This is a genomic window from Amycolatopsis silviterrae (assembly GCF_042684085.1).
In the GTDB taxonomy this organism is placed as follows: Bacteria; Actinomycetota; Actinomycetes; order Mycobacteriales; family Pseudonocardiaceae; genus Amycolatopsis; species Amycolatopsis silviterrae.
Genome location: NZ_JBHUKS010000002.1, coordinates 156,332 through 178,979, shown reverse-complemented (window position 1 = coordinate 178,979; position 22,648 = coordinate 156,332). Strand labels below are relative to the sequence as shown.

The following is a 22,648-nucleotide window of genomic DNA, read 5'->3' as shown; positions in this document are numbered from 1 at the left end:
GGAACGTTCCGCGGTTCGGAATACCGGGGTCAGGACGCAAGATGCTCGGAACACCCACCGAGCACCTTTCGCCGTCCGGGCTGTCCTGCCCTTCCCGGCGGCGGGCGCATTGTTTCGCTTCACGAGATCGGACCAATTTCTTGTCACTTCGGGTTCGTCGCGGCCGTGCGACTACTCCATTAGCTGGGGTACCGCACACGGAACGGGACGGTTATTGTCCGCCGGGCCGATTGACCCACCGGACCGAAGCGCCACCCGAACTGGTCGGCCGGTCCCGTGATCAACTACTGACGGTAGCCAAACAAGTGCGGAAACCACGGTGCAACCAGGGGGCAACAGATATCTGTTCCGCAACGATCTCACTGAGAGTGTCCGGATCGATAGGTTTGCCGTCTGTCCAATGCCTAAGTTTCACGGCTACGGTGAGCAACGCGATACCCATCGGTGCTTGCGCGTCAGAAGAAGCCGCCTCGCAAACCCGCGACGGCGTCGAGCAAGGAGAATGAATGTTAGTGACGACTAGGTCGCGCGCCGCGAAACTCGGCGCGTTCGTCGCGGGCGCGGCCCTTCTGCTCTCCGCATGCGGTGGTGGCGGGGGCGGCAACAGCGCGGTGCAGACCGGGCAGGCATTCGCCGACTGCGACAAGAACCCGAACACCTGCAACGCGGCGCAGGCCGATCAGCTGCAGCAGGGCGGCGACGTCACCTTCGCCATCGAGAAGAACATCCCGAACTGGAACGTGACTTCCGCCGAAGGCAACGTGTTCGAGACGGGCATGGTCACCAAGGGCATCCTGCCCTACACCTTCTACGCGACGCCGGACCTCAAGCCGGTCCTGAACAAGGACTTCGTCGAGTCGGCCGAACTGACCGGCCCGACGACGATCGTCTACAAGATCAACCCGAAGGCGTCGTGGTCCGACGGCACCCCGCTCTCGGCTGACGACTTCATCTACAACTGGAAGGTGCAGAACGGCAAGGACTGCCCGGACTGCACCCCGGCCGACACCTCCGGCTACGACCAGCTCGCCTCGGTCGTCGGCTCGGACGGCGGCAAGACCGTGACCGCGACGCTCTCCAAGCCGTTCACCGACTGGAAGAAGCTCTGGGGTTCGTCCGGCGCGATGTACCCGGCGCACCTGGCCAAGCAGCACGGGGACACCAACACCCCGGCCGGCCTCGCGTCGTCGTACAAGTGGTTCGGCACGACCGTCCCCACCTGGACCGGCGGCCCGTGGAAGATCTCGAAGTTCGTCAACAACCAGTCGATCACCGAGGTCCCGAACGAGAAGTACTGGGGCGCGAAGCCGAAGCTCAACAGCGTCATCTTCCGCGTCATCACCGACGCGACGCAGGAGCCGACCGCGCTGCAGAACAACGAGGTGCAGGTCATCTACCCGCAGCCGCAGGTCGACCTGATCAACCAGGTCAAGAACATGCCGAACATCTCCTCCTACATCGGCCTCGGCCTGACCTGGGAGCACTTCGACTTCAACCTGAAGAGCCCGGCGCTCGGCGACAAGACGCTGCGCCAGGCCCTCTACACCGCGATCAACCGCAAGGACATGATCGCCAAGACGGTCGGCCAGTTCACCAACAAGGTCGAGCCGCTCAACAACCACAACTTCATGCCGCAGCAGCAGGGCTACAAGGACGTGGTCACCTCGACCGGCCAGGGCTCCGGTGACGTCGAGAAGGCCAAGAAGATGCTGACCGACGCGGGCTACAAGCTGAACAACAACCAGCTGTCCGACCCGAGCGGCAAGCCGATCCCCGAACTGCGCATCCGCTACACCGTCGGCAACCAGATCCGGCAGAACGAGTGCGAGCTGTTCGCGCAGACCGCGGCCCAGCTGGGCGTCAAGGTGAAGGTCCAGTCCACCGACGACCTCGGCCAGACCACCACCAGCGGCGACTACGACATCATCGTGTTCGCCTGGGTCTCCTCGCCGTTCCCGTTCGGCGGCGCGAAGCAGCTGTGGGGCACCGGTCAGGGCAGCAACTACGGCAAGTACACCAGCAAGCAGGTCGACGACCTGATGGCCGAGGCCAACGCCGAGAACGACCAGACCAAGGCGGCGGACCTGCTCAACCAGGCCGACCAGATCATGACCAACGACGCGTACGTGCTTCCGCTGTACCAGAAGCCGACCTTCATCGCCTCGTCGGACAAGATCGCCAACATCCGCAACAACTCGACGCTCGACGCTCCGGTGTACAACATGTCGGAGTGGGGCATCCGGAAGTGATCAACGACCGGTAGATTCCCGCGGGACAACCGGTGAAGGGCCGGCCGTGCAAGCCGGCCCTTCACCGTATCCGCGAACCAATGCCCTTTTAGTTCCCGAACACCACGATTGCCCCGTTTCGTCGCCGAGGCCCTGCCACCACAAGCGGCGGGCGATGGCAGAACACCGTCCAGAGCAGGAAGACCTCCATGCTTGCCTTCGCACTGCGCCGGCTTTTCGTCTCGGTGCCGATCCTCATCGTGTCGACGTTCGTCGTCTTCGTGATGGTGTCGCTTTCGGCCAATCCGCTGACCCCGCTGATCGCGAGAAACCCGCCGCCGCCCCCTCGCACCATCGAGCTCGAACGCATCCGGCTGCATCTCGACCAGCCGATTCTCGAGCGATACTGGCACTGGATCACCGGCGTGCTGCAGGGTGATTTCGGGCCATCGGTCCAGTCCACCATGAACATCGGCAGCGAGGTGTTCGGCCGGTTCGGCGTGACGCTGCGGCTGATCGTGCTCGCCATGGTGGTGGCGCTGATCCTCGCCGTGCTGATCGGCGTGATCAGCGCGTCGCGGCAGTACTCGAAGTTCGACTACACCGCGACCTTCTTCGGCTTCCTCTTCCTGTCGATGCCGTCGTTCTGGTTCGCGCTGGTGCTGAAGCAGATCGGCATCTCGATCAACACGACGGTCGGCGACCAGGTCTTCTACACCATCGGGTCCTCGTCGGTGGTCGCCGCGGGCGGGTTCTGGGCCCAGTTCGGCGACGTGCTCGGCCACCTGATCCTGCCGACGATCTCGCTCGCGCTGACCAGTTACGCGGCCTGGAGCCGGTACCAGCGCGCTTCGATGCTCGAGGTGCTCAACAGCGATTACGTCCGCCTCGCCCGGGCCAAGGGCCTGCCGCGCTGGACAGTGACGCGCAAGCACGCGCTGCGCAACGCGCTGATCCCGCTGACCACAGTGACTGCGCTCGACATCGGCTCGATCCTCGGCGGCGCCGTCGTCACCGAAACCGTGTTCCAATGGCAAGGTGCCGGCGCATTCCTGCTGGAGGCGATCAAGCGCAGCGACGTGTACGCGGTGGAGGCGTGGCTGCTCATCGCAGCGACCTTCATCATCCTGCTCAACCTGATCGCCGACCTGCTCTACGGCCTGCTCGACCCGAGGATCCGCTATGCCTAACGACGCAATCCCCGGCCCGCCCACCACGCTGGGCGGCTCTCGGTTCGCTCCGGACGACCCGCAGACCCCGCAGGGCGCGCCGGAACGCGAGTTCACGGTCAAGGAGCGCAGCCAGGCGCAGCTGGTCTTCCGGCGGTTCCTGCAGCACCGGCTCGCGATGATCAGCCTCGTCGTGTTCGTGCTGATCATTCTGTTCGCCTATCTCGGCGCGGCGCTGTGGAAGTACAACGCGGCCGACATCACCGACCAGAACTCGGCCCCGCCCTCGGGCGACCATCCGTTCGGCACCGACGCGGTCGGCCACGACACCCTCGCGCAGGTGATGCGCGGGACGCAGATCTCGCTGCAGATCTCGATCCTCGTCGCGATCTTCGCGACCGTCGTGGGCACCGTGTGGGGCTCGGTCGCCGGTTATTACCGCGGCTGGCTCGACACGGTCCTGATGCGCATCGCCGACCTCGTGCTCACGCTGCCGCTGCTCGCGGTCGCCGCGGTGCTCGGCCACCAGTCCGGCGGCACGTGGTGGCTGATCGCGGTCGTCATCGGCGGCCTCTACTGGGCGTACGTGTCCCGGGTGGCGCGCGGCGTCGTGCTTTCCTTGCGCGAGAAGGAGTTCGTGGAGGCGTCGAAGGCGCTCGGCGCGAGCGACAGCCGGATCATCTTCCGGCACCTGGTGCCCAACGCGCTCGGCGCGATCATCGTCAACCTGACGATCCTCGTGTCGATCGCCATCCTGCTCGAGACGGCGCTGTCGTTCCTCGGCTTCGGCGTGCAGCCGCCGGACACCTCGCTCGGCCTGCTCGTGAGCAGCGCGCAGACCGCGATCGACACGCGGCCGTGGCTGTTCTACTTCCCGGGCATTTTCATCATCCTGATCGCACTGACGATCAACTTCATCGGGGACGGCCTGCGGGACGCGTTCGACCCCCAGCAGACGAAGGTGCGCGCATGACCCAGAACGGCTCGCAAGGACAAGGCGGCGATCCCGTCCTCGTCGTTGAGGACCTGACCGTGCAGTTCCCGACCAGCGAGGGCGTGGTCAGCGCCGTGCGCGGGGTCAACTACCAGCTGCAGCGCGGCGAGGTGCTCGGCATCGTCGGCGAGTCCGGCTCCGGCAAATCGGTGACCTCGCTCGCGGTGATGGGCCTGCTGCCGAAGACCGCGAAGGTGTCCGGCTCGATCCGGTTCGGCGGGCAGGACCTGCTGAAGTCGAACGAGAAGGAACTGAACAAGGTCCGCGGCAAGGGCATCGCGATGGTCTTCCAGGACCCGATGACCTCGCTGAACCCGGTGTACACCGTGGGCGACCAGATCGCCGAGGCGATCACCGCGCACCACGACGTGCGCAAGGACGTCGCGAAGAAGCAGGCGATCGAACTGCTCGACCTGGTCCGCATCCCGAACCCGACGCAGCGCGCGGACGAGTACCCGCACCAGCTGTCCGGCGGCATGCGCCAGCGCGTGGTGATCGCGATCGCGATGGCCAACAACCCGGACGTGATCATCGCGGACGAGCCGACCACCGCGCTCGACGTGACGGTGCAGGCGCAGATCCTCGAGGCACTGCAGGCCGCGCAGAAGGAAACCGGCGCGGCGATGGTGCTGATCACCCACGACCTCGGCGTGATCGCCGGCCAGGCCGACCGGGTGCACGTGATGTACGCGGGCAAGGTGGTCGAGTCCGGCACGGTCGACGACATCTTCTACAACCCGCGGATGCCCTACACGCTGGGCCTGCTCGGCAGCCTGCCGCGGCTGGACGTGAAGACCGAACGGCTCACGCCGATCACCGGCTCGCCGCCCGCGACGCAGAACATGCCGCCGGGCTGCCCGTTCAGCCCGCGCTGCCCGCTGTCGCAGCCGATCTGCGACGAGGAGGAGCCCGCGCTGGTCGCGGGCCCGAACGGCCAGCACGCGGCCTGTCACTTCACCGACCAGGTCGTCGGGAAGGACCCGGCCGAGCTGTTCAGCGCCACCTCGGCCGACGCGGCGGCCGTCCCGGTCGCCGTGGAGGCCGCCGCGACCGACACGGAGACGAACCGATGAGCGAGGCCACGGCGGGAAAGACGCCCGTCCTCTCCGCGCAGAACCTGGTGAAGCACTTCCCCATCCGCGGCGGCGGGGTGATCCGCCGCGTCTCGGGCGCGGTGCAGGCGGTGTCGGACGTGTCGTTCGACATCTACCCGCACGAAACGCTCGCGCTGGTCGGCGAATCCGGCTGCGGCAAGTCGACCACCGCCCGGGTGGCGCTCGCGCTGCAGCCGCTCACCGGCGGCAAGGTGACCTACGAGGGCAAAGACCTCGCGCAGATGGGCAAGCGCGAACTGCAGCGGCTGCGGCGCAGCATGCAGATCGTGTTCCAGGACCCGTACGCCTCGGTCGACCCCCGGCTGCCGGTGAACGAGATCATCGCCGAACCGCTGCGCATCCACGGGCTGTACGAGAACGGCGGCAAGCAGCAGGTCCGCGACCTGATGAAGACCGTCGGCCTGCGGCCGGAGCACGGCAACCGGTTCCCGCACGAGTTCTCCGGCGGGCAGCGGCAGCGCATCGGCATCGCGCGGGCGCTCGCGTTGAAGCCGAAGGTGCTGGTGCTGGACGAGCCGGTGTCCGCGCTGGACGTGTCGATCCAGGCCGGCGTGCTCAACCTGCTGAAGGACCTGCAGGCGGAGCTGGGGCTGTCGTATCTGTTCGTGTCGCACGACCTTTCGGTGGTGCGGCACGTGGCGGACCGGATCGCGGTGATGTACCTCGGCAAGATCGTGGAGACCGCGCCGTCGGAGGAGCTGTTCGAGACTCCGGCGCATCCGTACACGCAGGCGCTGATCTCGGCGATCCCGGTGCCGGACCCGCGCAAGGAGCGGACGCGGCAGCGGATCGTGATCACCGGTGACGTGCCCAGCCCGGCCAACCCGCCGTCGGGCTGCCGGTTCCGCACCCGGTGCCCGAAGTTCGCCAACCAGCTGGACGACGCCGGACGCCAGAAGTGCTCGACGGAGGAGCCGGCTTTGGTGGATCGCGGGCACGCGCACCCGGTGGCGTGCCACTTCGCGGAAAGCCTGCAGCTGATCTGACGCAGCAACGAAAAAGGGGCCTCGCACTTCACCAGTGCGAGGCCCCTTTCGCGTGCCGGATCAGGTGGCGCCGCGAGTCCAGTTCACCGCGGAGCCGAACGGGCCCTGCATCGGCGGGCCAGGCGTCAGGCCGGAGATTCCCTTGCCTACCGCCAAAGTCTCGGCTTGCTGGAACAGCGGGATCGCGATGTTCTGGGACCACAGCTGCGGTTCCAGGGTCTTGAGCGAGTCGGTGACCGTCGCGGATCCGGTGAGGGCTGAGTCGATCGTCGCTTGCAGACCCTGGTCGCACATTCCGGCGGGATTGGCGGGCACCACCGGTTTTGTCTTGTCGGCGGGCACCGGCTCGGGGGCGCAGCCGTAGCTGGACGCCAGTACCGTCGCCGGGTCGCCGCCTACGGGCTGGCCCACTACCGCGATGTCGACGCCGACGGTGCTGTTCGAGTCCGGGCTCGCCTGCTGCTTTCCGTTCACCACCGGCATTGCCAGCAAGGACGAATACAGGTCGCGCGGCGGCGGTTTGATCTGGTTGACCTCGATCCCGTTCGCTACGAGTTCCGAGGCCAGTTCCTTCGCGATCGACGCGTACGGATCCTGTTCGCCGGGCGACGCGAGCACGATCGACAGCGTCTTGTTTCCCTTGCGCCACACGCCGGCTTCCTTTTTGTACCCGGCGGCGGTGAAGTACTGCTCGGCCTTGGCCGCGTCCGGAGCGGCGGGCGGACCGGCCGGAATGGTGGCCGCGTAACCCTTCGCCGACGGCGGCAGGACCTGCGCGTCCGCCTTCAGCGTGGCGGACGGACCGCCCTTCGCGCCGGCGGAGATCAGTTTTCCGCGATCCAGCAGCGCGGCGATGCCCGCGCGGACCTGCGGATCAGAAAGGGTCGCGCTCACCGGGCGCAGCAGCACCGACGCGGTCATCGGACGCGGCAGCGTGTGCAGCTGGACGGCCGAGCCCAGGTCGTTCAGCAGTTGCAGGCCGGTGGAATCGGTGCGGGTCAGGGAGAACTGGTCGTTGCCGCTGCGCAGCGCGGTCGCGATGCCGGACGCGTCGGAGCGGCGCAGGATCAGCGTGTCGACCGCGGCTGGTTTCTCCCAGTACCGGTCGTTGCGCTGCAAGGTGGCTTCGCCGCGGGCGGTGTCGATGGTTTTGATCGCGAACGGACCGGCTACCGCGGGGAAGCTCGTCGCGAGGGCGTTCGCCCAGCCGCCGGGCGAGTCCTTGAGCAGGTGCTGCGGCAGGAGGTTGTCGAACAGCGTCTGCCAGGCCGGGTACGGCTTGCTGAAGGTGACCTCGACGCCCTTGCCGCCGTCACGCGATTCGATGTCCGAGATCAGCCGGTAGCCGGCCGGTTCGATCACGCCGGGGTTCGTCTTCATCGCGTTGGCGAGGTAGATGAAGTCCTCGGTGGCGATCGGGGCCCCGTCGGACCACGAGGCGTCCGGGCGGATCACGTACTTCACCGTGAACGGCACCTGCGAGACGACCTCGGCCGAGACCATCAGCGTCTTGTCGAGCGTGCGCGTGCCGTCGTCGGACTGCCGGAACACCGAGGGCAGCAGCAGCTGCGACAGCGCCGTGGTGATCGTGGACGCGTCCGCGATGCTGTGCGGGTTGTAGCCGCCGACCACGTCGTCGACGCCGACCACGATCTGTGACAGCGACGCCGCGCTGGCCGTGCTCGACGGCGGGGCCGACGTGACGACCGGGGGCGGCGGGGTGTTCGAACACGCGGCGAGCAGTACTCCCGCCAGCGCCAGCACCGGCCCCAGCCGGCGTCCGAATCGCACGCTCGTCCTCCTGAAAGTTCCCGCCGCGCTCCGTGGTCCGAGCGGACATGCTGCCATGACCGGGCGGGGGCCGGCATCGAGATTCCCACATCGGCCGTCACTCCGTGACATCGGAGTGGATACCGCCATAAGAGTGGACGCACGAACCGCCGTCCCGGTTCACGCGAAAGGGCGCCTCCCGGGAACGGGAGGCGCCCTTTTTCACCTTCGCGAGGTTCAGCTGTTGTCGCGGCTCTTGGCCCGCGAGCGCTCCTTGGCCCGGGTGTTGATGTCGAGGGTGACCTTGCGGACCCGCACGACCTCCGGCGCGACCTCGACGCATTCGTCGCTCGCGCAGAACTCGAGCGCCTCTTCCAGGCTGAGCTTGCGCGGACGGGCCAGCGTCTCCATCACGTCGGCCGAGGACTGCCGCATGTTGGTGAGCTTCTTTTCCTTGGTGATGTTGATGTCGAGGTCCTCGAACCGCGGGTTCTCGCCCACGACCATGCCCTCGTACACCTCCGCGCCGGGCTCCACGAAGAACGTGCCGCGGTCGGCGAGCTGGATCATCGCGTACGCGGTGATCGGGCCGGACCGGTCGGCGACCAAGGAGCCGCTGTGCCGGGTGCGGATCTCGCCCGCCCACGGGAAGTAGCCCTCGAACACGTGGTTCGCGATGCCGGTGCCGCGGGTTTCGGTGAGGAAGTCGGTGCGGAAGCCGATGAGGCCGCGCGACGGCAGCACGTAGACCAGCTTGATCCGGCCGGTGCCGTTGCCGCTCATGTCTTCCATGCGGCCCTTGCGGGACGCGAGCAGCTGCGTGATCGCGCCGAGGTGCTCCTCGGGCGAGTCGATGTACAGGCGCTCGAACGGCTCGTGCAGCTTGCCGTCGATCGTGCGCAGCACCACCTGCGGCTTGCCGACGGTCAGCTCGAAGCCCTCGCGGCGCATCTGCTCGACCAGGATGGCCAGCGCCAGCTCGCCACGGCCCTGCACCTCCCAGGTGTCCGGGCGCTCGGTGTTCAGGACGCGGATCGAGACGTTGCCGATCAGCTCCTGGTCGAGCCGGGCCTTGACCAGCCGCGCGGTGACCTTGTCGCCGCCGTTGCGCCCGGCCAGCGGCGAGGTGTTGACGCCGATGGTCATCGAGATCGCGGGCTCGTCCACGGTGATCCGCGGCAGCGCGACCGGGTTCTCCGCGTCGGCGAGGGTGTCGCCGATGGTGATCTCCGGGATGCCCGCGATCGCGACCAGTTCGCCCGCGCTGGCCTCGGACGCCGGGACGCGGGTGAGCGCCTCGGTGACGAGCAGCTCGGAGATCCGGACGTTCTGCACCGTGCCGTCCTCGCGCATCCAGGCCACGGTCTGGCCCTTGCGCAGCTTGCCGGCGTGGATGCGGATCAGCGCGATGCGGCCGAGGAAGTTCGACGCGTCGAGGTTGGTGACGAGCGCCTGCAGCGGGGCGTCCAGGTCCGCGGCCGGGGCCGGGACGTGCTGGAGCAAGGTCTCGAACAGTGGGTCGAGGTTCTCGCTGTCGGGAAGGCCGCCGTCCTCGGGCTGCTCCAGCGACGCCTTGCCGGCGCGCGCGGAGGCGTAGACGACGGGCAGGTCGAGGATCGCGTCGAGGTCGGCGTCCTCGATGTCGCCCGCCAGGTCGAGCAGCAGGTCGTGGGTCTCCTCGACGACCTCGGAGATCCGCGCGTCCGGCCGGTCGACCTTGTTGACCAGCAGGATCACCGGCAGCTTCGCCTCGAGCGTCTTGCGAAGCACGAAGCGGGTCTGCGGCAGCGGGCCCTCGCTCGCGTCGACCAGCAGCACGACGCCGTCGACCATGGAAAGGCCGCGCTCGACCTCGCCGCCGAAGTCGGCGTGGCCCGGGGTGTCGATCACGTTGATGGTGACCGTGCCGTCCGGGGTCTGGCGGTGGATCGAGGTGTTCTTCGCGAGAATGGTGATGCCCTTTTCCCGCTCCAGTTCACCGGAGTCCATCACGCGGTCGACCAGCTCGGCGCGCTCGGCGAAGGCGCCGGACTGGCGGAGCATGGCGTCGACCAGGGTGGTCTTGCCGTGGTCGACGTGGGCGACGATCGCGACGTTGCGCAGGTCGGGCCGGGTCTTGCCGGACGCGCGGCCGGTTTCGACCGCGGTGGCGCTTGCTGCGGGCACGCGAAGACTCCTGAACTCGAAAGAAGGCGGGTGGCGCCGCGCGGCGAACGAAGATCACGGGCACCGGGAAATGCGACCGGCTCTCGCTGACCGGCTTTGGCCACACGCGGACTTCAATCAGGATACCTGTTGGGTTGGTGTGAGGAGCGCCACGCCCTATGATCGGTTAGGCTCACCTAATCTTGCGGCGTTGACTGCGGCCTTGCTGAGGAGCGTGGATGGGTAAGAAGCACGCGGATGATCCTCGGGCTGTGGTGCGGAAGCTGATGAAGGCCGGGAAGGTCAAGAAGAAGTGCTGCCGGTCTAAGGATCGGTGTAAGAAGTGTCCGGTTTTGGCGTTGAAGAAGGCTAAGAAGCAGGTGGCTAAGGCTGCTTGAGCCGTCTTGGGGGTTTGGCTCGTCGCCTGGCGGCGACATTGCGCCCGGGGTGTTGTGGGGGCACCCCGAAGCCTGATTGTGATGACGGTCTGAGGGTGCTTGTCAAGGCGGGAAAGATGCCTTGACAAGCACCCTCAGACCGCATTTGGGCTTCGTATCGGGGTGCGGGGGTGGGTCTGGGTGCCTGGCTGGCCGGGTGCATTGGCTGCCGGGCGGTCCGTGAAGGACTCCTTGAGGGAATCTAAGTCCGTGAAGGAGCCCCTCACGGACTTCGCCGGTGGCAGTTGGCCGTGAGGGGAACCCTGGGGGAATCTGGGGCTGTGCGGGTTCCCCTCACGGACTTCAGTTGTTGTCCAGAAGTTCGTTCACCAGGGTGAGTTCTGGGGCGGTGCGGGTGGGCTGGAACTGGATGATTTCGTAGGTGGCCAGCTGGGCGATCGCGAAGGGGTCGGTGGCCAGGATCTTGTCCAGTTGGGCGCGGTCCATCGGGCGGGTGATGACCACGCCGCCGGTGCGGGGTTTTTGGCCTCCGGATGCCAGGAAGTGGCCGTCTTCGTACTGCTTCGTGAGCCACTCGTTGTGGGCGGGGAGGGCGCGGTCGATTTCCTCTAGCGGAACGGTGTACGTGAGCACGACGACGAACATGGGTCGAACGGTAGTCCGGTGCTAGGGTGGTCGTATGCGTTTCCAGAGCACCCAGTGGTGGCCGCCCGTGGCGGCCTCCTAGCTCTGCGCTGAAAAACCAGCGAAGGCCGCCCCGGTGGGCGGCTTTTTTTGTGTCCGCTCCCGGGGTCCGAAAAATCCAGGGAGAGGGAAAACCCATGGTCCAGTTGTCCGGCATCACTCCGTCCGGTCACGTCCAGCTCGGCAACCACCTCGGCGCGTTGCGGCGCTGGGCTGCGCAGGGCGAGCCGGACGATCTGTATTTCGTGTCTGATCTGCATGCGATGACTACCGCGCACAATCCGGCGAAACTGCGGTCGTTGGCGACTGAGCAGCTGGCGGTGCTGGTGGCGGCTGGGATCGAGCCGGAGCGGGTGTTCGTGCAATCCGACCTTGCTCGGGAGCTGGGGGCGTTGACCTGGGTGCTGGAGTGCACGTGCTCGTACGGCGAGGCGGCGCGGATGATCCAGTTCAAGGAGAAATCCAAGGGACAGGCGGGAGTCCGGCTCAGTTTGCTCACGTATCCGGTGCTGATGGCGGCCGACATTCTGTTGCAGGGGGCCGACGAGGTGCCGGTTGGCGAGGATCAGCGGCAGCACGTCGAACTGGCGCGGACGCTTGCCCGGCGGTTCAACTCCACTTACGGCGAGGTGTTCGTCGTGCCGGAGGCGACGTTGCCGCCGGCGGGGGCGCGCGTGAAGGATTTGGCTGAGCCGACGCGGAAGATGTCGAAGTCCGCGCAGAATTCCGTGGGCGTGGTGTTCGTGCTGGACGAGCCGGAGCAGATTCGGCGCAAGATCCGCAAAGCTCAGACGGACGGGGATTCCGCGCCGGTGTATGACCCCGAAAATCGGCCGGGGGTCTCGAATTTGCTGGAGATCCTGGCTGCTTGTGTGGGTGGCGAGCCTGCGGAGCTAGCTGAGAAGTATCCGTCGTACGGCGTGCTCAAGGACGCTGTCGCGGACGCGGTGATCGAGGAGTTGCGTCCGGTGCGGGAAGGCACGCGGGCGTTGCTGGACGACGTCGCTGAGCTGGAGCGGGTTCGCAAGGCGGGGGCGGAGCGGGCGATCGATCGCAGTTCGCACCGGGTGTCGGCGGCGTTGCGGATGGTGGGGGCGGCGTAAGGGAGTCGTGAGTGCTGATCGCGGTTCTAACCGTGATCAGCACTCACGAGGTCATGCAGCGCAGGCAGCAAATCCCGGTCCGCCGGAAGCCAGTCCAACTCGTCCAGCTCGTCGTCGCCAACCCAGCGCAGTGCGGAGTGCTCGACGGCGCGCGGTTCGTCGCCAGGGGACAGCAGCGCGGCGGCATACACGCGCAGCACTTTTCCGCCCGGCAGCGGGATTTCCGGGCCGACCCGGTCGCCGACGGTGACCACCACGTCCAGTTCCTCGTGGCATTCCCTGGCCAGCGCGAAGGCCTCGGTCTCGCCCTCCTCGACGCGCCCGCCCGGCAGTTCCCACTGGCCGGCGTGATGCGGCGGCCACGCCCGTTGCTGGGCAAGAAGCTTGCCGTCGCGCACCAGTGCCGCCCCGACGATGACCGCGTCCATGCGCTCAGTCTCCCCCACCGGATTCAGCGGTCCGCTCCCGCCCGCCAGGTGACCTCGAACCGGGCACCGCCGTCGGGCGACTCGCCGACCCGGACCTGGCCTCCGCGCCGGCGCACGGTTTCGGCGACCATCGCCAGGCCGAGGCCCGTTCCGCCGGACGAGCGCGCCCGGTCGTCGGACACCCGGTAGAAGCGGTCGAACACCTTGCTCCGGTGCTCCGGCGCGATGCCGGGACCGTCGTCGTCCACCACGACCCGCACCTTCGACCGCGAAGCCAGCACGGACACCACGATCTGCCCGGACGCGTACCGGCACGCGTTGCGCAGCAGGTTGTCCAGCACCAGTTCGACTTCCTGGTGCGCCGCCGACGCCCACGCCTGCCCGACCGCGCTGCTCACCCGCGTATCCGGCGTCCCGGACGGCAACCGGCGCACCGCAGCGCGGACCTCCGACACCACCTCGACCGGTTCCGCTGGCGGCACCTCGCCGGCGTCGGAGCGGGCCAGCGCGAGCAGGCCGTCGAGCAGGCCGGACAGTCGTTCGGACTCTTCCAGGATGTCCGAGAGCGTCTCCTGCGACAGCTCTGGATCCGGATTCGTCACGGCCACCTCGGCCTGCACCCGGATCGACGCGACCGGCGAACGCAGTTCGTGCGCCGCGTCGCCGGTGAACCGGCGCAGCCGCTGGCTCACCTCTTCCTGGCGTTCGAGCAGCGCGTTGAATTCCTCGGCCAGCGCGCGCATTTCGTCGTGTGACGTGGGCAGCGGCAGCCGGGAGCCCGGCGGCAGCGTGCGCACCAGTCCGCGCATCCGCGCCACCGGCCGCAGCGCGAGCCGCACGACCAGCCAGGTCGCCAAGCCCGCCACCAGCGCGCCGACCAGCGCGACCACGACCAGCCACAGTCCGCCGTAATGCACCGCGGCGGCGAAGCCGACCAGTCCGGCACCGGCGACGACCAGCCGCTGGCTGCCGTTCGGCGTGCTGACCACCTGGCCGCGCCAGCGCGAGCCGCCCGACTGCACCGGCAACCCGGCCTTGAGCTGCGAGATCTCCTGGTCGGTCAGCTTCGGCCGGGCCTGGCCGTCGGTCGGCGCCCCGGAGATGTCCAGCACCCGCACCGTGACCGGGTCCGCCGAGGTGAGCGGCGTTCCGCTGGCGACCTCGGCTTGGGCCGGGCCGAGCGCGGTGGTCAGTTCCTTGTCGACCGAATCAGTGAGCAGCGGGTCGAGCTTGTTCGCGGCCAGTGCGGCAAGGCCGAGCAGGCAGCCGAGCGTGATCGCCGCGGCCAGCACGGTGATCCGGACCTGCAGCGAGCGGCGGCTCCACCACAACGACGGCGAGCCGGTCACCTGACCTCGTCGAGCTGGTCGTCCGAGGCGAGATAACCATGTCCGCGCACCGTCCGCAGGATCGAGCCCGCGCCGACCGCGTCGAGCTTGCGCCGCACGTAACCCACATACACCTCAACGAGATTCCGCGTGACGGCCTGCTCCTCGCCCCACACCGCACGCAGCAGCTCGTCCTTCGTCACGACCGTGCCCGCCCGGCCGACGAGCACCTCCAGCAGCCCGAATTCGCGCGGGCTCAACGGCACTTCGTGACCGTCCCAGCGCACCTGCCGCAGCGCCCGGTCGACCTCCAGCGCACCGAGTTTCAGCGCACCGCGAGACGCGTCCGGCCCCGCCCGGCGCAGCACCGCCCGCAGCTGCGCGACCAGCACCACGAACGAGAACGGCTTCACGAGGTAACCGTCCGCGCCGAGGTCGAGACCGTCGGCCTGGTCGATCTCACCGTCCTTGGCGGACACCAGCAGCACCGGCGTCGTCACGTTCTCCGCGCGCAGCCGTTCCAGCACGCGATAGCCGGACAGTCCGGGCAGCATGATGTCCAGCAGCACGACGTCGAACGAACCGGTGCGCGCGAGCTGCAGCCCGGTCGGCCCGTCCGCGGCGGTGACCACGTCCATGTCCTCCGCGCGCAGGCCGCGCTGCAGCGCCTTGCGCACACCAGGTTCGTCGTCGACCACCAGCACCCGAGGTTTCACGATCCTCATCATGGCCGGTTCGCGCAGCTGACGCGCGTACTCTCAGTGCCATCTCAGCTGAACGGGCCGAACATTCAGGGGTATCTCAGCCTCGGCGGGGGAACGTCTGCACCGGGAGCCGGGCCCGCCAAAGCCCGGGAACACAGGGAGAGACGAGATGGATCCGAAGAAGAAGGCCATCACCGCGGCCGTCGTCGGCACCGCGCTCGGCGTGGGCGGGCTGGTCGTCGTGGCGATGCCTGCCTCGGCGGGGGACGCGCCGAAGCTGCCGCAGGTCAGCGCGGAGGAACTGGTCCAGTCGGTGGTCACCGCGAAGCCGGCGCCGTTCAACGGCACGGTGTCGGTGAGCAACGACCTCGGCCTGCCGAAGATGGCGACCGGCGCGGTACCGGGGGCGAGCGCGCTCGGCGTCGACTCGGCGCAGGTGTTCAGCGACGGCACCGGCAAGACGAAGGTGTCGCTCACCAAGGGGCAGGCGCAGGAGACGATCATCCACAACGGCACCACCGTGTGGGACTACGACTCCAAGACCAACAGCGCGACCAAGACCACGATCCCGGCGGACGTCGCGACCAAGCACGGGCCCGTCGAGGGCAAGGCCGCCGACCCGGCCACGGCGGCAAGGGAACTGCTCGCCAAGGTGCGCGAGAGCAGCAACGTCGCGGTCGACGGCACGGCGACGGTCGCCGACCGGCCGGCGTACGAGCTGGTCCTCACGCCGAAGCCGACCGAACGCACGCTGCTGCGCGAGATCCGCGTCGCGGTCGACTCGCAGACCCGGATGCCGCTGCGGCTTTCGGTGCTGAGCAACGGAACCACCGCCCCGGCGCTGGAGCTGGCGTTCAGCAAGATCGAGTTCGCCGACCAGTCGGCCGATCTGTTCGCCTTCACCCCGCCCAAGGGCGCGAAGGTGACCGAGAAGCAGGCCAAGATCGACGACCGCAGCAAGGCGCTCGCGAACGAGGCCGCGCAGGCCACCAAGCTCCTCGGCGACGGCTGGGACACCGTCGTCACCGGCAAGGTGCCCGCGGACCTGCTGAAGCCGAAGCAGGCGCAGGGCGAGGAAAAGGGCGCTGACGTGCAGAAGATGCTGAGCCGGTTCGCCAAGCGGGTCGACGGCCCGTGGGGCAGCGGCTACCTCTTCACCACGAAGGTGGGCGGCGCGGTCCTGACCGACGACGGCCGGTTCGCCGCCGGCGCGGTCCCGGAGCAGGTGCTCTACGAAGCGCTGGGCGCCAAGTGACCAGCATCGCGGTCGAAACCGGGGCGGGCATCTCGGACGAGGTGCCCGCCCCGGCGGTCCCGCTGGCCGCGCGCACCCGAGGGGTGCGCAAGGTCTACCGCAGCACGGTCGCGGTGGACCACGTGGACCTGGACGTGCCCGAGGGCGCCGTGCTCGGCATGCTCGGGCCGAACGGTTCGGGCAAGACGACCACGATCCGGATGCTGCTCGGGCTGATCCGCCCGACCGCGGGCGAGGTCGAACTGCTCGGCCGGAAGATGCCGGAGGAGTCCGCGCACGCGCTGCCGGACGTCGGCGCGCTGGTCGAGGGGCCGGGCTTCCACCCGTTCCTTTCCGGACGCGACAACCTGCTGCGGTTCGCCGCCGCCGAACCGCGGCTGGCGTCGTCCGCGATCCCCGGCGCGGTCGACGCCGCGCTGGACCGGGTCGGGCTGTCGGCCGCCGCGCGCCGCCGGTACAAGGGCTATTCGCTCGGCATGAAGCAGCGGCTCGGACTGGCGAGCGCGCTGCTGGTGCCGCGCCGGATGGTCGTGCTCGACGAACCCACGAACGGTCTGGATCCGGCGGGTACCAGGGAGATTCGCCGTATCATCGCCGATCTGCACGCGGACGGCGTGACCGTGGTGGTGTCGTCGCACCTGCTGGCCGAGGTCGAAGCGACCTGTACGCACGTGGCGGTATTGCAGTCGGGCACGGTGGTCGCCCAGGGCGAGCTGTCGGACCTGCTGGAATCGGGGAACGCCGCGCTGCTGGTGCGCACGCCGGACGCCGAGCGGGCGGTGGAAACGTTGCGGGAGAACCGGATCGGGGCCAGGTTGACCCCGGACGGCATCCGCGCCGACCTCACCGCGACGCCCGCGCCCCGGGTGCTGCAGGTGCTCGTGCAAGCGGGGGTCGAGGTGCACGAGGCGACCCGGGCGCGGACCGGGCTGGAGGACCTGTTCGCGCGGCTGACCGAAGGGGAATCGGCGGCCGGCGAGGAATCCGAGGGGGACGCATGACTACCGCCGACGTACTTTTTCCCGCGGAGGCGAAATGACTACCGCGGCTATCGCGGTGCCGGTGAGCCGGACCGGGCACGACACGGTGCCGCTGACCCGGCTGATCGCCGCCGAACTGCGCTGGATCTTCCGCAGGCCGCGCACGCTCGCCGTGCTGGGCTTGCTGGCGCTGGTGCCGATCGTGGTCGGGATCGGCCTCACCCTGGTCGGCCAGAGCGCCTCCGGGAGCGACGCGCCCGACGACAGCGGCGGCGCACTGCTGGCGTCGGCGGTGAACAACGCGTTCGTGCTGCCGATCGCCGCGATGGTCATGACGCTCACGCTGCTGCTGCCGCTCGCGTCGGCGATGGCGGGCGCGGACGCGATCGCCGGCGAGGCCGCGCACGGCACGCTGCGCGGCTGGCTCATCGCGCCGGTGAGCCGGGGGCGGCTGCTGACGGTCAAGGCGTTCGGCGTGGCGACGGTGTCCGTGGTCGCGGTGCTCGCGATGTGCGTGACCGGCGTGACCACCGGGTTGATCATCAACGGCACGGACTCGCTGTTCACGCTGTCGGGCACCACGTTGTCGCTGGGCGAGGCGCTGCTGCGGATCCTGCTCGTCGGCGGCTGGATCGTGCTGCAGATGTGGGCGATCGGCGCGGTCGCGCTGGCGATTTCGAGCTGGACTGAGCACCCGATGCTCGTGGTCGCCTCGGTGCTCGCGATGAACATCGTCTTCACCATCCTCGGCTTCCTGACCTCGCTGAAGTGGCTGCACCCGTTCCTGCTCACGGAGGGCTGGACGATGGCCCCGGCCGCCGTCCTGCAGGATCCGATGATGCTGACGAGGCTCGGCGAGGGCGCGCTGCGCGCGGCCTGCTACATCGTGGTGGGACTGTCGCTCGCTTACGGGCGGCTCTCCACCCGGGACGGCTGACCTGGGGGTTCAGCCCACCACGGCGATCCCGTCCGGATCCGGCGTAAGCCGGACGGGATCGCCGGCCCGGTAATCCGCCCCGGCCGGCGCGATCGCGTCCACAGTGGACTCTCCGCAGCGGACGACCAGCCGCAGATGCTCCCGCCGGTGCACCGCCGCGGTCACCTCGCCGGGCACGCCTTCGGCGGAGACCTTCAGACCGTGCGGACGCAGTCCAAGCCGCACCGGACCGTCGTCTACGCCGGGCAGTTCAACGGTGCCCAGCTCGGTCCGCACCACGCCATCGGCCGCCTCGCCGTCCAGGAATGTCGTGACGCCAAGGAAACGCGCCACGTCTTCGTCCACCGGCTTGTTCCACACCGACCGGACCGCGCCCTCCTGCCGGATCTCCCCGGCGTCGAGCACCGCCACACGATCGGCGAGCGTGAACGCTTCCTCCTGATCGTGCGTCACCAGCAGGGCGGTGATCTTGCTGCGCCGCAACAGATCCGCCAGGTCGATCGCCAGCTGCTCGCGCAGTCCGGCGTCCAAGCCGGACAGTGGTTCGTCGAGCAGCAGCAAACGCGGCTCCGGAGCCAGCGCACGGGCCAGCGCGACCCGCTGCGCCTGTCCGCCGGACAGCTCGGTCACCCGCCGCCGTTCGTACCCTTCGAGCCCGACCAGCTTCAGCAGTTCCTTGACGCGTGCCGCGTGCCGTTCCCGGGGCACGCCGTGCATCCGCAGGCCGAACGCGATGTTCGCGGCGACGTCGCGGTGCGGAAACAGCTGCCCGTCCTGGAACACCAGGCCGAATTCGCGCTTGTGCACCGGGATGTCGGCGAGATCGGCGCCGTCCCAGGCCACCGAACCGGACGACATCGGCTCCAGCCCGGTGATCGCGCGCAGCAGCGTCGACTTGCCCGAACCGGACGGGCCCAGCAGCGCGAGCACCTCGCCGTCGGCGATGTCCAGCTTCGCGTCGCGGACCGCGGCGAACGATCCATAGTGGACAGTCAGGTCCCGTACCGTAAGCGCCATCAGAACTCCCCGACTGTGCTGCGGCCGCGGACCGAGCCGAACCGGTCGATCAGCGCCACCGCCACCACAGTCACCACCATGAGCAGGGCGCACGCGGAGTACGCCATCTGGTTGTTCAGCTCCCCCGGCCGGCTGATCAGCGTCGCGACCGCCACCGGCAGCGTCGGCGCGTCCGGCCGGGCGAGGAAGCTGGTCGCGCCGAACTCACCGAGCGCGACGACGTATCCGAAGCCCGCCGCGGCCACCACCGACCGCGCGACCAGCGGAAAGTCGATCTCCCGCCACACCCGCGCCGGGCTCGCGCCGAGCGTCGCGGCGGCCTGGCGCAGCCGGACGTCGACCGCGCGCAGCACCGGCAGGATCATCCGCACCACCAGCGGCATGATCACCAGCGCTTGGGCGAAGGGCACGAGCAGCGGCGACGTGCGCAGGTCACCGGGCAGCGCGTCGAGCGTCACGAGATAGCCGAAGCCGACGGTCACCGCAGACACGCCCAACGGCAGCATCAACGCGACGTCCATGGTCTCGCCCATCCCGCGCGCGAGGCGGCCTGGCGAACGGCGGAGCGCCACGAGCACCACGCTGGCCACCAAACCGACCGCCATCGCCAGCAGCGTCGCGTCCGTGGCCGCGGCGAGCGAATTCTGCGCCGCGATCCAGCCGGACACCTGCAGCGCGTCGTTCTGGCCCACGGTGTTCAGCGCGCGATACCCGGCGAAGCTCCATCCGTCCGCAGTGGACACCGACTCCACGAGCAGCGACACGATCGGCGTCAGCAGCAGCCCGAGCACCACCACCGCGGCACCGACCGTCCACCACTCCCCGCCGCGCGGCCGACGCGCGGTGACCTGCGCGGACCGCAGCTTCACGGCGTTCTCCCGCTTCCGGCGCGCCAAGGCACCGAGCACCAGCGCGGCGACCACCGCCGCGAACTGGATCAGCGACAGCGCAGCCGCGCCAGAGAGGTCCAGCAGGTCGACGGTGCGGAGGTAGATCTCGGTCTCCAGCGTCCGGTAGCTCCCGCCGCCGAGGATCAGCACCACACCGAAACTGGTGGCGCAGAACAGAAACACCACCGCGGCCGCCGACGCGACGGCCGGACCGAGCGCGGGCAGCGTCACCGACCGAAACGCCCGCCACGGCGAGGCACCGAGCGCCCGCGCGGCTTCGGTCGCTCGCGGATCGAGGTGCGCCCACAGCCCGGCGACCGTGCGCGCGACCACGGCGACGTTGAAGAACGCGTTGGCCAGCACGAGCGGCAGCACGCCTCCGTCCGGCCAGATCGCCCGGAAAGCCAGGCCGACGACGACCGTCGGCAGCACGAACGGAACCAGCACGATAGTGCGCGCCAGTCCGACCCCGGGCAGCCGGACCCTCGCCAGCAGATACGCCACCGGCAGCCCGGCGAGCACCGCGACGACGGTCGACGCGGCCGCGCTGGCCAGCGTGAACCCGGCGAGCCGCCACGTCTGCGGGTCGCCGAGCACGGTGTCGACGCCGCCCGCGGAAAACCCCCGGCCGACGATCGCGACGACCGGCCAGGCGAAGAACACCACCAGGAACGCGACCGGCAGGAGGCCGAGCAGCGTGAGCCCGAGGGTGCGCGCGGGGATCACGCGCCCATGAGCGAGCGCCATTCCCCGATCCACTTCTCCCGGCCAGCCTGCACCTTGTCCGCGGGCATGGTGGCCGGCGCCGGCGGCTGCGGCGCGGCGGTGGCCCAGCCCGCGGGCAGCTCGACGCCCTGGCGCGCCGGGTAGACGTACATGTTCGCCGCGACCGTCGTCTGGAACTGCTGGGACAACAGGAAGTCGACGACCTTCTGCGCCTGCGGGATCTGCTTGCCGTTGGTGAGCACGCCCGCGTACTCGACCTGGCGGAAGCAGGTGTCGAGCAGCGCCTTGGTACGCGGCTTGCCGTCCTCGCCGACCTCCGCGGCGGGCGACGAGGCGTAGGACACGACGATCGGGCGCGGGCCCTTGCCCGAGGAGCCGGAGAAGTCCTTGGTGTAGGCCTCCTCCCAGCCGCTGACGGTCTTGAGGCCGTTGTCCTTCAGCTTCTTCCAGTAGCCCTGCCAGCCGTTCTCGCCGTACTTCGCGACCGTGCCGAGCAGGAAGGCCAGCCCCGGCGACGCGGTGGCCGGGCTCTCCGCGACGGTCAGGTCCTTGTACTTGGGGTCGGCGAGGTCCTCGTAGGTCTTCGGCTCCGGCAGGCTCTTGCTCGCGAAGTACGCGGGGTCGATGTTCACGCAGACGTCGCCGACGTCGACCGCCGCCAGCCGGTGCTGCGGGTCGACGGAGTAACGCTGCGGACCGCGGTCGGCCTCCGGGCTGGTGTAAGGCTGGAAGACGCCCTCTTTGAGCGCGCGCGAGGCGAAGGTGTTGTCGACGCCGTACGCGACGTCGCCGATCGGGCTGCCCTTGGTGAGCACGAGCTTGTTGGTGAGCGCGCCCGCGTCGCCGGACTTGAGGATCTTGAGCTTGATCCCGGACTGCCGCTGGAAGGCGTCGAGCACGTCCTGCGGCGCGGCGAACGAATCGTGCGTGACCAGCGTGACAGTCGGCGTCTGCTGGTCCGTGCTCGCGGACGACCCGCCCGAGTCGCCGCTGGACAGCGAGCAGGCGCTGGCGAGCACCGAGACTCCGGCAAGGACTGCCACCGTGCGGACGGTCCGCGACATCATTCTTCCCCTCCTGCACTGCGCCGGATGAGGGAGAGCGATACGGCCTCCCTACGCCGGCATGATCCGGATCCAGGTGCGAACGGTCGCGGGTTGCTTGGCCCGCCTCTCAGCCCGGCGTACCGGACTCCCGTGGCAGTTCCGCAGCGTAGCCGACACCATGGAGTGATGACTCAGCTATTGAACGACTCGGCAGCGGACCAGGCCCTCGGCACCGTCCCGGAGTGGCGACGCGAGGAAGCGACCATCGTGCGCACCGTCGAACTCCCGTCCTTCCCGGCGGCGATCGAGGTGGTCGACCGGGTCGCCGAACTGGCGGAGGAAGCCGACCACCATCCGGACATCGACATCCGGTGGCGCACCCTGACCTTCCGTCTCAGCACCCACTACCTCGGCGGCCTGACCGACCGCGACTTCGCACTGGCCCAGCAGATCGACGAGGTCCTCGCGGCCCGCTGACCAGGTGTGACGTCCGCTACGACGGCATAACGAGCGGCCCCTTCGCGCGTCTTCCGGACAGACGCTCAGGAAGGAAGCCTCATGGTTCAGGCACTCGTGGTGGGAATGGGTTCGTTCGGCCTGATGGTGGCCGCCGCGGGCGGGGTGCTGTGGCACACCGCGCGCAATCGACGTGATCTCGATCACAAGCGGTAACAGTGAGCTAGATCAAGGCGCTATCCCAGCGGTAATCATCGGCACTCGCCCCGCTAGGACCCGCCATGAACAG

20 protein-coding genes and 1 riboswitch are annotated in these 22,648 nt (G+C 68.8%); of the genes, 11 read left to right on the top strand and 9 right to left on the bottom strand.

What is annotated here, in order from left to right:
• Nucleotides 1-506: 506 nt before the first annotated feature.
• From ACFSVL_RS01620 to ACFSVL_RS01600, 5 genes are all read left to right on the top strand, one after another.
• Complete coding sequence (locus ACFSVL_RS01620) at nucleotides 507-2,249, top strand: ABC transporter family substrate-binding protein (protein WP_378299667.1); 1,743 nt, start codon at nucleotides 507-509, stop codon at nucleotides 2,247-2,249.
• A gap of 188 nt (nucleotides 2,250-2,437) precedes the next feature.
• Complete coding sequence (locus ACFSVL_RS01615; RefSeq protein ID WP_378299666.1) at nucleotides 2,438-3,418, top strand: ABC transporter permease; 981 nt, start codon at nucleotides 2,438-2,440, stop codon at nucleotides 3,416-3,418.
• Entirely contained in the window at nucleotides 3,411-4,370 is a 960-nt protein-coding gene (locus tag ACFSVL_RS01610; RefSeq protein ID WP_378299664.1) for an ABC transporter permease, read from the top strand. The genes ACFSVL_RS01615 and ACFSVL_RS01610 overlap by 8 nt, the downstream gene beginning before the upstream one ends.
• The gene (locus ACFSVL_RS01605) at nucleotides 4,367-5,464 is read left to right on the top strand and encodes an ABC transporter ATP-binding protein (protein ID WP_378299662.1); all 1,098 of its coding nucleotides are present in this window, start codon (nucleotides 4,367-4,369) and stop codon (nucleotides 5,462-5,464) included. Before ACFSVL_RS01610 ends, ACFSVL_RS01605 begins: the two co-directional genes overlap by 4 nt.
• Nucleotides 5,461-6,492 carry an ABC transporter ATP-binding protein gene (locus tag ACFSVL_RS01600; protein WP_378299660.1) on the top strand — a complete coding sequence of 344 codons (1,032 nt, stop codon included), beginning with the start codon at nucleotides 5,461-5,463 and terminating at the stop codon, nucleotides 6,490-6,492. The genes ACFSVL_RS01605 and ACFSVL_RS01600 overlap by 4 nt, the downstream gene beginning before the upstream one ends.
• A gap of 60 nt (nucleotides 6,493-6,552) precedes the next feature.
• On the opposite strand, the gene ACFSVL_RS01595 is transcribed toward ACFSVL_RS01600, so the two are convergent.
• Together ACFSVL_RS01595 and typA are read right to left on the bottom strand one after the other, a co-directional pair.
• Nucleotides 6,553-8,256: an ABC transporter family substrate-binding protein gene (locus ACFSVL_RS01595; protein WP_378299687.1), complete on the bottom strand. Its 1,704-nt coding sequence runs from the start codon at nucleotides 8,254-8,256 to the stop codon at nucleotides 6,553-6,555.
• Between the two features lie 243 nt (nucleotides 8,257-8,499).
• The gene (typA, locus tag ACFSVL_RS01590) at nucleotides 8,500-10,428 is read right to left on the bottom strand and encodes a translational GTPase TypA (protein ID WP_378299658.1); all 1,929 of its coding nucleotides are present in this window, start codon (nucleotides 10,426-10,428) and stop codon (nucleotides 8,500-8,502) included.
• A 218-nt stretch (nucleotides 10,429-10,646) separates the two neighbouring features.
• On the opposite strand from typA, the gene ACFSVL_RS01585 reads away from it, so the two are divergent.
• Complete coding sequence (locus ACFSVL_RS01585; protein ID WP_378299656.1) at nucleotides 10,647-10,805, top strand: hypothetical protein; 159 nt, start codon at nucleotides 10,647-10,649, stop codon at nucleotides 10,803-10,805.
• Nucleotides 10,806-11,147: 342 nt separating this feature from the next.
• On the opposite strand, the gene ACFSVL_RS01580 is transcribed toward ACFSVL_RS01585, so the two are convergent.
• Nucleotides 11,148-11,450, bottom strand: coding sequence for a YciI family protein (locus ACFSVL_RS01580; RefSeq protein WP_378299654.1), 303 nt, complete (start codon nucleotides 11,448-11,450; stop codon nucleotides 11,148-11,150).
• Nucleotides 11,451-11,626: 176 nt separating this feature from the next.
• Between ACFSVL_RS01580 and trpS the strand changes: the two genes are divergently transcribed.
• A complete protein-coding gene (gene trpS, locus ACFSVL_RS01575) occupies nucleotides 11,627-12,592 on the top strand; it encodes a tryptophan--tRNA ligase (protein WP_378299652.1) in 966 nt (321 codons plus the stop codon).
• Nucleotides 12,593-12,618: 26 nt separating this feature from the next.
• Here trpS and ACFSVL_RS01570 read toward each other — a convergent pair whose 3' ends face one another.
• Genes ACFSVL_RS01570 through ACFSVL_RS01560 form a run of 3 tightly spaced genes read right to left on the bottom strand, consistent with a single transcriptional unit; the run spans nucleotide 12,619 to nucleotide 15,076 of the window.
• Entirely contained in the window at nucleotides 12,619-13,020 is a 402-nt protein-coding gene (locus ACFSVL_RS01570; RefSeq protein WP_378299650.1) for a (deoxy)nucleoside triphosphate pyrophosphohydrolase, read from the bottom strand.
• Nucleotides 13,021-13,043: 23 nt separating this feature from the next.
• Nucleotides 13,044-14,369: a sensor histidine kinase gene (locus ACFSVL_RS01565; protein ID WP_378299648.1), complete on the bottom strand. Its 1,326-nt coding sequence runs from the start codon at nucleotides 14,367-14,369 to the stop codon at nucleotides 13,044-13,046.
• Nucleotides 14,366-15,076, bottom strand: coding sequence for a response regulator transcription factor (locus tag ACFSVL_RS01560; RefSeq protein WP_378299646.1), 711 nt, complete (start codon nucleotides 15,074-15,076; stop codon nucleotides 14,366-14,368). The genes ACFSVL_RS01565 and ACFSVL_RS01560 overlap by 4 nt, the downstream gene beginning before the upstream one ends.
• Before the next feature lie 145 nt (nucleotides 15,077-15,221).
• Here ACFSVL_RS01560 and ACFSVL_RS01555 point away from each other — a divergent pair, with 145 nt between their 5' ends.
• The 3 genes from ACFSVL_RS01555 to ACFSVL_RS01545 are packed head-to-tail and all read left to right on the top strand — an operon-like array spanning nucleotide 15,222 to nucleotide 18,224.
• Nucleotides 15,222-16,307 carry a LolA family protein gene (locus tag ACFSVL_RS01555; RefSeq protein WP_378299644.1) on the top strand — a complete coding sequence of 362 codons (1,086 nt, stop codon included), beginning with the start codon at nucleotides 15,222-15,224 and terminating at the stop codon, nucleotides 16,305-16,307.
• Entirely contained in the window at nucleotides 16,304-17,308 is a 1,005-nt protein-coding gene (locus ACFSVL_RS01550; RefSeq protein ID WP_378299642.1) for an ABC transporter ATP-binding protein, read from the top strand. Before ACFSVL_RS01555 ends, ACFSVL_RS01550 begins: the two co-directional genes overlap by 4 nt.
• A 34-nt stretch (nucleotides 17,309-17,342) precedes the next feature.
• Nucleotides 17,343-18,224, top strand: a complete 882-nt coding sequence (locus ACFSVL_RS01545; RefSeq protein ID WP_378299640.1) for an ABC transporter permease — start codon at nucleotides 17,343-17,345, stop codon at nucleotides 18,222-18,224.
• A 9-nt stretch (nucleotides 18,225-18,233) separates the two neighbouring features.
• On the opposite strand, the gene ACFSVL_RS01540 is transcribed toward ACFSVL_RS01545, so the two are convergent.
• Genes ACFSVL_RS01540 through ACFSVL_RS01530 form a run of 3 tightly spaced genes read right to left on the bottom strand, consistent with a single transcriptional unit; the run spans nucleotide 18,234 to nucleotide 21,921 of the window.
• Nucleotides 18,234-19,241, bottom strand: a complete 1,008-nt coding sequence (locus tag ACFSVL_RS01540; protein WP_378299638.1) for an ABC transporter ATP-binding protein — start codon at nucleotides 19,239-19,241, stop codon at nucleotides 18,234-18,236.
• Nucleotides 19,241-20,878 carry an ABC transporter permease gene (locus ACFSVL_RS01535; RefSeq protein ID WP_378299636.1) on the bottom strand — a complete coding sequence of 546 codons (1,638 nt, stop codon included), beginning with the start codon at nucleotides 20,876-20,878 and terminating at the stop codon, nucleotides 19,241-19,243. The genes ACFSVL_RS01540 and ACFSVL_RS01535 overlap by 1 nt, the downstream gene beginning before the upstream one ends.
• On the bottom strand, nucleotides 20,854-21,921 hold the full coding sequence (locus ACFSVL_RS01530; protein ID WP_378299685.1) for a thiamine ABC transporter substrate-binding protein: 1,068 nt from the start codon (nucleotides 21,919-21,921) through the stop codon (nucleotides 20,854-20,856). Before ACFSVL_RS01530 ends, ACFSVL_RS01535 begins: the two co-directional genes overlap by 25 nt.
• A gap of 31 nt (nucleotides 21,922-21,952) precedes the next feature.
• Nucleotides 21,953-22,065: riboswitch (TPP riboswitch) on the bottom strand.
• Nucleotides 22,066-22,089: 24 nt separating this feature from the next.
• On the opposite strand from ACFSVL_RS01530, the gene ACFSVL_RS01525 reads away from it, so the two are divergent.
• On the top strand, nucleotides 22,090-22,380 hold the full coding sequence (locus ACFSVL_RS01525; RefSeq protein WP_378299634.1) for a 4a-hydroxytetrahydrobiopterin dehydratase: 291 nt from the start codon (nucleotides 22,090-22,092) through the stop codon (nucleotides 22,378-22,380).
• Nucleotides 22,381-22,648: the final 268 nt, after the last annotated feature.